The organism is Photobacterium sp. OFAV2-7, assembly GCF_022347985.1.
In the GTDB taxonomy this organism is placed as follows: domain Bacteria; phylum Pseudomonadota; class Gammaproteobacteria; order Enterobacterales; family Vibrionaceae; genus Photobacterium.
In genome coordinates this window covers 1-11,693 of sequence record NZ_JAKRFQ010000063.1, presented here as the reverse complement: position 1 = coordinate 11,693, position 11,693 = coordinate 1, and the positions used below count along the sequence as shown (strand labels likewise).

The 11,693-nt window shown below is 48.6% G+C and carries 8 protein-coding genes; 4 read left to right on the top strand and 4 right to left on the bottom strand.

Annotated elements, in window-relative coordinates:
• Window positions 1-78: 78 nt before the first annotated feature.
• Together MHN01_RS06550 and pflB are read left to right on the top strand one after the other, a co-directional pair.
• Window positions 79-1,593, top strand: coding sequence for a DUF3360 family protein (locus MHN01_RS06550; protein WP_239410580.1), 1,515 nt, complete (start codon window positions 79-81; stop codon window positions 1,591-1,593).
• A gap of 214 nt (window positions 1,594-1,807) precedes the next feature.
• Window positions 1,808-4,084 (top strand): formate C-acetyltransferase, encoded by a 2,277-nt coding sequence (gene pflB, locus MHN01_RS06545; protein WP_239410579.1) that lies wholly within the window; start codon window positions 1,808-1,810, stop codon window positions 4,082-4,084.
• 191 nt (window positions 4,085-4,275) lie between these two features.
• On the opposite strand, the gene MHN01_RS06540 is transcribed toward pflB, so the two are convergent.
• Window positions 4,276-5,895 carry a methyl-accepting chemotaxis protein gene (locus MHN01_RS06540; RefSeq protein WP_239410578.1) on the bottom strand — a complete coding sequence of 540 codons (1,620 nt, stop codon included), beginning with the start codon at window positions 5,893-5,895 and terminating at the stop codon, window positions 4,276-4,278.
• Between the two features lie 436 nt (window positions 5,896-6,331).
• Here MHN01_RS06540 and pflA point away from each other — a divergent pair, with 436 nt between their 5' ends.
• Window positions 6,332-7,072 (top strand): pyruvate formate lyase 1-activating protein, encoded by a 741-nt coding sequence (gene pflA, locus MHN01_RS06535; RefSeq protein ID WP_239410577.1) that lies wholly within the window; start codon window positions 6,332-6,334, stop codon window positions 7,070-7,072.
• A 114-nt stretch (window positions 7,073-7,186) separates the two neighbouring features.
• Here the strand turns inward: pflA and MHN01_RS06530 are convergent, their stop codons facing one another.
• The 3 genes from MHN01_RS06530 to MHN01_RS06520 all read right to left on the bottom strand — a co-directional run bounded on the left by MHN01_RS06530 (window position 7,187) and on the right by MHN01_RS06520 (window position 9,774).
• A complete protein-coding gene (locus tag MHN01_RS06530) occupies window positions 7,187-8,185 on the bottom strand; it encodes a hypothetical protein (protein WP_239410576.1) in 999 nt (332 codons plus the stop codon).
• Window positions 8,186-8,599: 414 nt separating this feature from the next.
• Window positions 8,600-8,794 (bottom strand): hypothetical protein, encoded by a 195-nt coding sequence (locus MHN01_RS06525; protein ID WP_239410575.1) that lies wholly within the window; start codon window positions 8,792-8,794, stop codon window positions 8,600-8,602.
• Window positions 8,795-8,868: 74 nt separating this feature from the next.
• Window positions 8,869-9,774: a LysR substrate-binding domain-containing protein gene (locus MHN01_RS06520; RefSeq protein ID WP_075763185.1), complete on the bottom strand. Its 906-nt coding sequence runs from the start codon at window positions 9,772-9,774 to the stop codon at window positions 8,869-8,871.
• 219 nt (window positions 9,775-9,993) lie between these two features.
• Between MHN01_RS06520 and focA the strand changes: the two genes are divergently transcribed.
• Window positions 9,994-11,466, top strand: coding sequence for a formate transporter FocA (focA, locus tag MHN01_RS06515; RefSeq protein ID WP_239410574.1), 1,473 nt, complete (start codon window positions 9,994-9,996; stop codon window positions 11,464-11,466).
• Window positions 11,467-11,693: the final 227 nt, after the last annotated feature.

Below are 11,693 nucleotides of genomic sequence, written 5' to 3'. Positions count from 1 at the left end.
TGAGGGGTTATTTCCAGGTCGTGCTCAGAGTTAGATACACTAAATACAAAAATTATTTAAACGTAGAACGAGGCACTTATGTCATCTGAAGAAAGAAGTTATCAGGAGCTGCACCGCCCTGCCTCTGACTTCTCAAGTCGCTCTGACTATCTTGATCATGAGCTGAAAATCATGAAGCCACGCCGCTTCGGCCTTAACCTGCCGGGTCGTGACTTCCGTTTTGAGCTAGAAGATTTAGTCCCAGCCCTGGCCGGTACTATCGGTATTATCGCAATGTACTCAGCGGTAATGATGTCTTGGGCCGACGGCCTGACTCAAGCCTGGGATCACATCAACCTGGGTAAAGAGTTCGCTATCGAAGTTGCTCGTGTAGAGATGCTGCTTCCTGCGCTTCTTTTCTGTGTCTTAGCATCCGGATTTATCAACCCCCGCGCCAACCTGGCCGGTAACCACGGTCCGATGATCCCACTTATCGGTGCTATCGCCCTGGCCGGTGCCCACCCTCTTGCTCTTGCTATCCTTCTTGGTGTCTTCGGTCTTCTGCTTAGTTACTTCAAAGGCGGTTCCAAACTAGTGAACCTAACCTCCGAGGGTACTGCCGGCGGCCTGCTCATCTTCCTTGGCTTTACCGGTACCATGAGCCAGATCGGCTCAATCCAGACCTGGGCAACCGGCCTGCAGTCTGCAGATGTTGCAGCGGGCAGCATGGGTTATGTCGGCCTGATCGTACTGGCTGTCAACATTGTTCTTTACGCTTACCTGGCGCGCATCAACAAGCGCTGGCTGGCGATTCCGGCTTGTGCCGTTACCGGCCTGCTTGTTGCTCTTGTTCTGGGTGCAGGCTTCGACCTTAAGTTCGAAACTGAAATGGGTCTGCCGAACCTGAACCCTGTATACTGGTGGGGCAGCACAGAAGAAGGCTGGATGCTAGGTCTGCCAACGATACAACACTTCATTGCATCTCTGCCATTTGCCATCCTGGCTGTTGCCATGTGGTCTCCGGACTTCCTTGGCCACCGTATTTTCCAGGAACTGAACTACCCACGCGGTACTGACAAAGTACTGATGGATGTTGATGACACGATGACTATGTGTTCTATCCGCCAGATGGTTGGTACGGCACTGGGTGGTGGTAACATCACATCATCTTGGGGTACCTACATGATCCCGGCGGCTATCGCGAAACGCCCAATCCCTGGCGGTGCGATTATCCTGGGTCTTCTGGTTATGTTCATTGCCATCCTTGGCTTCCCAATGGACGTGGCAGTATGGCCACCAGTAATGCGCGTTGCTCTTCTAGTAGGCGTATTCCTGCCACTGCTTGAAGCAGGTGTGCAGATGGTTAAAGAAACAAAAGATTCACAATCTGCTGGTATCTGTATCTTTGCATCAGCAGTTGTTAACCCGGTTCTTGCATGGGCACTGACTATGCTACTGGATAACAACGGCCTTATCGGTGATAAAGAACGTGCATCTAAGCTATCTTTCGCAGACAAAGTTATCATCCCTGGCGGTGTGTTGATTGTCTGTCTGATTGCGATGCTGGCAGTAGGTATGCTTGAAAGCAAATACGGCATTCCGGCATTACTATAATGAAATTTGGGGCAGTATGTTATGCTGCCCCTGCTTTACTCAGGTAGTCATAACTAGCGTTAATACGAATAATGAAATCATCACGATACACCAATCGATTTGATTATCCGTATTATTGTTAATAAAAGTGTACTGTGCACCATCAACCGGTGGTGATGAGCTCAACGGCGATTAAACCAGTACGTGTTTTTTCTACTAAAAAGGTAGGTATGTCATGGCAGAGCAATTTGCTAAAGCTTGGGAAGGTTTCGCTGCAGGCGAATGGCAGAACGAAGTAAACGTTCGCGACTTCATCCAGAAAAACTACGCACCGTATGAAGGTGATGAGTCTTTCCTAGTATCTGAAGGTACTGAAGCGACTAACAAGCTTTGGGATCAGGTTATGGAAGGTATCAAGCAGGAAAACAGCACTCACGCTCCTGTTGACTTCGATACTTCTGTTATCTCTACCATCACTGCTCACGACGCAGGTTACATTAACAAAGATCTAGAGACTATCGTAGGTCTTCAGACTGAAGCACCACTTAAGCGTGCAATCATCCCTAACGGTGGTATCCGTATGGTTGAGGGTTCGTGCAAAGTATACGGTCGTGAACTAGATCCAATGGTATCTAAGATTTACTCTGAGTACCGTAAGACGCACAACCAGGGCGTTTTCGATATCTACACACCTGATATCATGAAATGTCGTAAGTCTGGTGTTCTGACTGGTCTTCCAGATGCATACGGCCGTGGTCGTATCATCGGTGACTACCGTCGTGTAGCACTATACGGTATCGACTTCCTAATGAAGGACAAGTTCGCTCAGTTCTCTTCTCTACAAGAGAAATTCGAGAACGGCGAAGACCTACAGATGACTATGCAGCTTCGCGAAGAAATCGCTGAGCAGCACCGTGCGCTAGGCCAGATCAAAGAAATGGCTGCGAAATACGGTTTCGACATCTCTCGTCCTGCAGAAACTGCACAAGAAGCTATTCAGTGGACTTACTTCGGCTACCTAGCTGCTGTTAAGTCTCAGAACGGTGCTGCAATGTCTCTGGGCCGTACATCTACGTTCCTGGATATCTTCATCGAGCGTGATATCGCTGCTGGCAAGATCACTGAAGAACAAGCTCAGGAAATGATCGACCACTTCGTAATGAAGCTACGTATGGTTCGCTTCCTACGTACGCCTGAGTACGATGAGCTATTCTCTGGCGACCCAATCTGGGCAACAGAGTCAATGGGTGGTATGAGCCTTGACGGTCGTACGCTGGTAACACGTACTAACTTCCGTTTCCTAAACAGCCTGTACACTATGGGTCCTTCTCCAGAGCCAAACATCACTGTACTTTGGTCTGAACAGCTACCTGAAGGCTTCAAGAAGTTCTGTGCGAAAGTATCTATCGATACTTCTTCTATCCAGTACGAAAACGACGACCTGATGCGTCCTGACATGAACTCTGATGACTACGCGATCGCTTGTTGTGTATCGCCAATGGTTGTTGGTAAGCAAATGCAGTTCTTCGGCGCACGTGCTAACCTGGCGAAAACTATGCTTTACACCATCAACGGTGGTGTGGATGAGAAGCTGAAAATCCAGGTTGGTCCTAAGATGGACAAGATCACTGATGAAGTGCTGAGCTATGACGATCTTATGGAGCGCATGGATCACTTCATGGACTGGCTGGCTAAGCAGTACGTGACTGCACTAAACAGCATCCACTTCATGCACGACAAGTACAGCTACGAAGCTTCACTAATGGCTCTTCATGACCGTGATGTTATTCGTACGATGGCTTGTGGTATTGCTGGTCTGTCTGTTGCTGCTGACTCACTGTCTGCAATCAAATACGCAACTGTTAAGCCAGTTCGTGACGAAGACGGTATCGCGATCGATTTCGAAATCGAAGGCGATTATCCTAAGTTCGGTAACAACGACGCACGCGTTGATGACATCGCTTGTGAACTTGTTACAACCTTCATGAACAAGATCCGTAAGCTTAAGACTTACCGTGATGCAATCCCAACTCAGTCTATCCTGACTATCACATCTAACGTGGTATACGGTAAGAAGACTGGTACTACACCTGACGGCCGTAAAGCTGGTGCTCCTTTCGCACCGGGTGCTAACCCAATGCACGGTCGTGACGAAAAAGGTGCGGTAGCCTCTCTGACTTCTGTTGGTAAACTGCCGTTCGCTGATGCGAAAGATGGTATCTCTTACACTTTCTCTATCGTTCCTAACGCGCTAGGTAAAGAAGCTGAGACTCAGAAAGCTAACCTTGCAGGCCTGATGGATGGTTACTTCCACCACGAAGCCGGCATCGAAGGCGGTCAGCACCTGAACGTTAACGTTCTTAACCGCGAAACTCTAGAAGACGCAGTTAAGCACCCAGAGAAGTACCCACAGCTAACTATCCGTGTATCGGGCTACGCTGTGCGTTTCAACTCTCTGACTGCAGAACAGCAGAAAGACGTTATCGCGCGTACTTTCACTGAATCTCTATAATTGAGAGCCAGTCTGACTCACCTGCTAGTTCACTAGCCGGTAAGTGTTAAAAAACCGACCTTAGGGTCGGTTTTTTTATGCCTTCGAAAAACTAGACTCCAAGAGCCTGCTAAGTTAAGCAGTGACAGTCGACATAGACCAGCAAGGGCTACTACACCAACCGACGCTCACCGGACTAAACCTTAACCGGACTAAACCTTAAAATGCTGTAGCTGATGGGCGAGCTCTTCCGAGGCTTCGGCCAGTGCCTGGCTCTGGGTCGCCAGGTGCTGCGCGGCCGCATTCACTTCATTAGCAGATAAATGAATACAGCTGACATTACCATTGATATCTTCCGACACCGTGCCCTGCTGATCCGCAGCAGCCGCGATCTGGGCCACCCGATCCGTGGACTGATACAATGCATCAAGCATATGCTTCAGCTCGCGCTGGCTGTCTTGAGCATTCTCGACGCTGTTCCGGCTACTATTATGGCTCGCCTTCATCGCCGTCGCCGCCTCCAGCGCTCCGCGCGTCAGCCCGTCAACCGTCACCTGGATTTCCTCAGTCGATTTCTGTGTACGCTGAGCAAGATTACGCACTTCGTCGGCCACGACGGCAAACCCCCGCCCTTGCTCACCGGCACGTGCCGCCTCAATCGCCGCATTCAGAGCCAGAAGATTAGTCTGTTCAGAAATTCCCTTGATTACCTCGGCCACCTCGCTGATCTGAAGAACGCCCTGCTTAAGCTCCTCCACCCGCTTGTCGGCCTCAGCGATTTGGCTGGCAACCTGCTGGATATTCTGGGTAGTATCCTCCAACCGTTCACTGCTGGCAGTTGCCTTACGGGACATGTCCTTGGTCATGATGGCCGTTTGCTCTGCATTTAGCGCCACATCGGTAACCGTCGCCGTCATTTCATTCATAGCCGTGGCAAGTTGCTCTAGTTGCAAATGTTGCGACTGGATACTCTGAGCACTCTCTTCGCTGGCAGAAGCAATAGTACTGGCCATATCAGTTGACTGATGGGCGGAAGCTGCCGCAACCTTGAGGGCATTGCGAATAGCACTTATCGAGGTATCCATACGACGCGACAGCTTGCCAATTTCATCGCGACGTTCAGAGTGGCAATCAACCCTGAGATCACCATCAGCAATGGCATCAAACTTACCCACCAGCGCCTCAAGGGGATCGGAGATGTTGTGACTGATAAAATAACCAACCGCAAGCAATACCAGCATCGCAGCCGCAGCCATCATGCCTGTTTTCATCGAAGTCAGCATAAACTCATCTTCGATATCTTTGACATGGACGCCGGTGCCTACAATCCAGTTCCATTGAGGGAAGCGTTGCACAAACGAGAGCTTGGGTTTGATTTCCCCCTCAGGAGAGCGCCAACGATAATCGAGATAACCGGCACCGTTTTTCTCACTGGTCGTTACCATCTCTTGCCAGTGAAACTTACCGTCGGCATCGGTAAGCTGGCGGGCATTGGTTCCGTTGAGGTTGGGCTTGAGCGGGTGGGTAATAATTTCAAGATCAGGAGTCGTCACCCAAAAATAATTCCCTTTGCCATAGCGTTGGGCATTTATCATCGTAATGGCTTGCTGCTGCGCTTCCGCGGCCCCCAATACCTCCTGCTGCGATGCATAAAATTCAAGCGTGCTGATAGCCAGCTCGACCTGGCTTTGCAACGACGCCTTTCGTTCTTGGTACGCGGCCTGCCGTTGTTCCAGCGCATTATATACGCTGACACACAAGAGCAGGCCAATAGCTGTAGCGACAAAGGCGATTAACTTCTTCCTGACGGTCAAGTTGCTTAAACTGAACATAAATCTCCTTGTTTATTATTATCTTGCCTGACTGCTGCCTCTTTTCTGCCTCCGCCTTCCCACTCCGAAAATTTTGGTTGGGTCCCCTTCAGCAATAATAAATTGTTAAGCGAAATGCAATTAGGTTATTAAGCAAAGATCGCATAGGCACTTTGGAGCGTATAGTGCTGGGATTTTCACCGCACTTCAAGCGACAGATGTAACAATTTCGTAGTTTGTATGCATATTTTTCGCATCAATATGGTTATCACTGTGAAACAAAACAATAGTGAAGCTGACATCAGTGACTAAGCCATGAGAGCGTGATAAGAAATGAAAAAATGGACGGAGAAGGAAATGTATTACCCTTACAGGTATAACGCTTTTTTCGCTATTTTAGCCCGTCATTTTGTAATAAAATGACAGGTAAACACGCACCATGCGGAGAAATAAAGCAATGTCAGTAAAAGGCCGAATTCACTCTTTTGAATCCTGCGGTACCGTGGATGGACCCGGCATCCGTTTTATCGTATTTATGCAAGGCTGCTTAATGCGTTGTCAGTATTGCCACAACCGTGATACGTGGGATCTCCACGACGGGCGTGAAATCACTGTTGACGAGATCATGAAAGACGCCCTTTCGTATCGTCACTTCATGAAAGCCTCTGGGGGCGGTGTCACGGCATCTGGTGGTGAAGCTATGCTGCAACCTGAGTTTGTCCGTGATTTCTTCCGCGCCGCTCAGGCTGAAGGGATTCATACTTGCCTTGATACCAATGGCTATATCCGCAAGCATACCGATGTCGTTGATGAAGTACTCGATAGTACTGATCTGGTGATGTTAGATCTCAAACAGCTTGATGACAACATCCACCAGGACTTGGTCGGCGTACCTAACAAACGTGTGCTGGATTTTGCCCGCTATCTCCATAAACGCGGTCAAAAAACCTGGATTCGCTACGTCATCGTACCGGGCTTCACTGATGACGAACGCTCAGCGCATCTGCTTGGTGAGTTTATTCAGGGGATGGACAACATTGAGAAGGTCGAGCTGCTGCCTTACCATCAACTGGGCGAACATAAATGGGAAGCCCTCGGCTTTGAGTACCAGCTAGCTGATGTTAAGCCGCCATCGAAAGAGATCATGGAAAAAGTCAAAAGCATTATCGCCAGCTACGGCCATAATGTGATGTACTGATCCGCAGCGACCTACCTTATCTAATGGCAGGAGCAAAATGCCCTACTTTGCTCCTGCATTAAAATCAATATCTTGCAACGATATCCCCCTGTGAATGATTACACGAGTCAGTGGCTAACTGGCAGCTTGGTCGTTATCGGCAGTCTTGCTCGTGATTGCCTCGCCAGTTGTTTGGCAAAGCTGTGATGCCGTATCACTTGAACATGCCTTCTTCACAACGTCACATTTACCGCCGACACCGCCATCTAAAATCGTACATTGTGCATTAGCCAGGCAAAGATCCTTACGTGTCGCAAGCTTAGGTACTGAAGCAACAAGCGTTTTATCCGTAATACAAGTCTCGATTTCGCTTCTTACATTAGCGCCAAACGCATTTAGCTGCCGCTTAAAAGCCATTTCTGCATTGGGCTCGAAGCGTCCGATAGTTGCAACCGAAAGAATATCGTCAAACTTCTCGACATTTAGCGGCTTACAGGCAACATCCCACTTATTTTTGAAGCGGCTGCGGCTCAGTTCCACCGGCTTTTTGGTTCCGTTAAATTGATGGTAGTTGGCTCTGTCATCCTTGAAATACCCATGAACGCTATATCTCTGATTTAAAAAGTCGTAAACCAGATCAATGATAAACGGCTCTCGCTCCCGGGCCAGGCCCATGGCATTTTTAGCCGCATAATAGCCGCATGTCGTTAAATTAAGGACGTTGTCTTTGTTCTTTACTGTCGCTGGACTAAACATCCAGTTTTCACTGCTGGCCAGACTGTAAAACTCAACTGAGTTAGGGAAATTAAACTTGTTGGCAAAGCGTACCAGCGCGGCCTCTCTCAGCTCGACCACCTCGTCTTCGAAAGTTACGGTTTTCTCTTCGACCGGAGCTTCATCAGTCAGAACTGTCTCTGATACAGCAGGCTCTGCCGTCTCTACCACTGGCGAGGCTTTGGTACCAGGCCCCATCGCCGCCGTCAGCTTTTGAAGCGAGTGGGCAGAGTTGGAAAGAGTGTCTGTAAGTGAATGTAAATTAACTAAAAAAAGCAGAAGCAACAGGCAACCTAATCCGCGAAACAAGGTGTTAAGCTTAAGAGACATATCCCTTACCGGCTTTCCTTTGATGATCATTTTATCGTCCCTAGCAATATCAACTAAGGCCGGATTTTAAAGATAATCACCACCTTGTCCAGAGACCAATAGCTCAAAAAATAACCAGTCATTGATGCGCTAAATGAAATCAAATAGATGTATTTCACTTTTTTTCAGGCTTTGGGAGCAACCTCTTTTTACAGCCATAACAAGAGGCCAGTTTGGCTTGCTCTGTTTCAAAGTGCCATTGTTCAAGTGGGTATGCCTGTCATCAGAAAGACTAATGACAAGCCTTACGAGATGAAGAATATATTGAAGCGATGAGAAACTCATGCAATACCTAGCTTGATCCTGTCAGCCCCCATTGAGGCTCAATTGAGAACCAACCCTGGAATAACACTTTTCTGCTTATATATCATAGAGATGAAAACAAGCGTAATAGAATTCTGTTCCTTAGGCATAAAAATAAGCACCAAATGGCATATAATAAATACTGCCCACAAGAATCATAAATATTGATATGAAAACCAACAAGATCCTTAACCGCTGATACTGCAACTGTGGTACCGCAACTGCTAAATTGTAGTAATTAGCCGAAAGTATCAGCAACAATGCCAAATTAAAACCAATAACCGCTCCTTTTTCCATCACTCCGCCAAATGATATGCACAGCAACACCTATAACTTTGACCTCTCAGCGCCATCAGATTTACTTATACAATCTACATCTCCATTTTTCGGTCTTTTATCATCCGGATAGCTTCACGGCGGATGCAGTCGCGAAGCGGGTTTTCTATCGCATCGGCACGCCAGATAAACGACAGCGTTCGTTTCATATTCAGTTCAGGAACATTCAAGGCCACCAGCTCACCGCGATCTATATATTTCACCACATCCAAATAGGGTAGACAGCTAAGGTAAGGCCCATTGGTAACCAAAGCGCGAAGAACCGGGATCTGTTCATACTCCCGCCAAACATCCAAATCTTCAATCACACCATGCAGCGCACTTTCAAAACTTTGCCGAGTACCGGCTCCCTGCTCTCGAAGTACCCACTTGGCCTGCTCTAGCTGCGCAAAGCTCACCGTATCCAGTTTGGCGTAGGGATGGTGCTTGGAGGCAATAATCACCAGATGGTCGTGGCACCATACTTCCTGATCCAACCGGCTGTCATCACAGCGCCCCTCGATAATCCCCAGCTCGCACTCATAGTTTCTGACTCTATCAATGACTTTCTGGGCATTCTTTACAACAAGCTGGATGCGCAACTCTGGAAAATCCTTATCAATAATACTGATAAGTTCTGGTAAAAGGTGCTCGGCCGCTGTCTGGCTGGCTGCCAGGCTGATTTCGCCACTGACCAGGTGCTGGTCATAAAAACCCAATTCTATTTGCTGAGCATCAAACAATAGCTGCTTAGCCCTGGGACGAAGCCATGCCCCCCAGTAAGTCAGTGCCATTTGCTTCCCCTGCCGCTCAAACAACGGCCGCCCCAGCAACTTCTCGAGCTGGGACAACGCCATGCTCGCTGCAGACTGCGTCAAAGCCAGGTTTTCCGCGGCTTTACTGACACTGCGCGTACTCGCCACCTCCTCAAACACCGAAAGTTGCTTCAGTGAATAACGCATTAAAACTCTCCCCGATAAATGCAATTGGTTTTCTATCGCCAAGAATATCAACTTTAGTGATTAGGGTTAAAGAAATTATCAATTTTACTCAACCATTTTCCCAACCGTAAGCTGGATACCAGTTACCAGTCACGACAGGAGGAAATGTGACGTTATCAACCCCCTATGTAATCACATCAACCGGCCGGCAGACCGGACAACACACAGGAGACGCTTGAAATGGCCACGGCAATGGCATCCAACAACAGTAACTTCACTCCCAAAGAGATGATGAAGCAGGCAGAAAAATACGCGATCGGCAAGGCATCCAAGCCAACCCGTACCACCATCTCACTGGCAATTACGGCGGGCGTATTTATCGGGCTGGCGTTTGTCTTTTACATCACCGTCACCACAGGTGGCAGCAATATGAGCTGGGGGATCAACCGCTTATTTGGTGGCCTGGCGTTTAGCCTCGGACTGATCCTTGTGGTTATTTGCGGTGGTGAACTCTTTACCAGTACCGTGCTGTCCTCTATCGCCCGAGCCAACAAACACATCACCTCAGGCAAGATGCTCACCACTTGGCTAAAAGTTTACTTCGGCAACTTCCTCGGCGCGATGCTGCTGCTGGCACTGGTGTCGATGGCAAGCCTGTATCAGCTTGACGGCGGCCAGTGGGGACTCAATGCCCTCAACATCGCCCAGCACAAGCTGCACCATCAACCAATGGAAGCCTTTGCGCTGGGTATTCTATGTAACTTACTAGTTTGCTTGGCCATTTGGATGACATTTTGTTCAAACAACATGATGACCAAAATGGCGATGATGGTACTGCCCGTGGCTATGTTCGTCAGTACCGGCTTTGAGCACAGTGTCGCCAACATGTTTATGGTGCCGCTGGGTATCACCATCCAGAACATCGCACCGGAATCGTTCTGGCTCGGCCTTGGTGTATCACCAGAGCAGTATGCCGATCTCAACATCCATAACTTTATCTTTGCCAATCTTATTCCCGTCACGTTGGGCAATATCGTTGGCGGCGGGGTACTGGTCGGCCTGAGCTACTGGGCAATCTTCAGTTCGCCGAAAGAGCACCATGCTACAGCAACCATTATTACACCCGACTTCTCAAATACGACCGCTTTAACTAAGGACAACACCATGCTTCAGGAAAATCTACTTGTAAACGACCATATGCGCCCGGCTACCACGACTCTTCTTCCAGGCATGCCTGTGGCAGAGGCACTCGATATCCTGATCAAGGAGGGCCTGTCCGGTGCACCGGTGCTTTCCAGCGATCAACGCCTGGTTGGCTTCTTCTCTATCCACGACACCCTGGTTGATCTATGGTGCAATGACTACATGCCGGAAGCTGAAGACAAGGTCCAGGACCTGATGCGCCACGAGATCCAGACTGTTAGCCCTGAGAACTCAATTCTGGAAGTCGCCGAGTACATGTGTATCGACAAAAATATCCTATACCCAGTCAGCAGCGGCGGCATTGCTACCCAGCTAACCACCCTGTCTCTGAATGAACGTGCCCGCACTATGGTCGTTAACCGTCCGCATTGCTATCCGGTCGTCAAGGATGATCAGCTTGTCGGTATCATCAGCCGAAACGACATTATCAAGGCCGTTCGCCCGGTATACGGTAACCTGGTTTCCGTTGCAGGAATCAAGGATGACCAGAAGAAGGCCGAAATAGCATAATCCAATGATAACCTGCCGACATGGTCGGCAGGTTATTATTACCAGCAGACATAATCAGCCACCCCGCATTCGCCCTGGTCATTATTTCACCTCTGATCTACAGCAAATTAACCACACTTATATCGGATTTTTTCTACATATACGTGATAAAATTATGGTATAAACCAAGCGCAAACGATTGCGCGACCTGCAAATGCAGCTCTATGCAGTATATCTTTATTAGATCG

Bases quoted from the DNA above. Each gene is read 5' to 3' on its own strand.
- MHN01_RS06550 (WP_239410580.1), top strand. From the start codon at position 79: ATGTCATCTGAAGAAAGAAGTTATCAGGAGCTGCACCGCCCTGCCTCT.
- MHN01_RS06525 (WP_239410575.1), bottom strand. From the start codon at position 8,794: ATGGAAAAAGGAGCGGTTATTGGTTTTAATTTGGCATTGTTGCTGATA.
- focA (WP_239410574.1), top strand. From the start codon at position 9,994: ATGGCCACGGCAATGGCATCCAACAACAGTAACTTCACTCCCAAAGAG.
- MHN01_RS06530 (WP_239410576.1), bottom strand. From the start codon at position 8,185: ATGATCATCAAAGGAAAGCCGGTAAGGGATATGTCTCTTAAGCTTAAC.
- pflA (WP_239410577.1), top strand. From the start codon at position 6,332: ATGTCAGTAAAAGGCCGAATTCACTCTTTTGAATCCTGCGGTACCGTG.
- pflB (WP_239410579.1), top strand. From the start codon at position 1,808: ATGGCAGAGCAATTTGCTAAAGCTTGGGAAGGTTTCGCTGCAGGCGAA.
- MHN01_RS06520 (WP_075763185.1), bottom strand. From the start codon at position 9,774: ATGCGTTATTCACTGAAGCAACTTTCGGTGTTTGAGGAGGTGGCGAGT.
- MHN01_RS06540 (WP_239410578.1), bottom strand. From the start codon at position 5,895: ATGTTCAGTTTAAGCAACTTGACCGTCAGGAAGAAGTTAATCGCCTTT.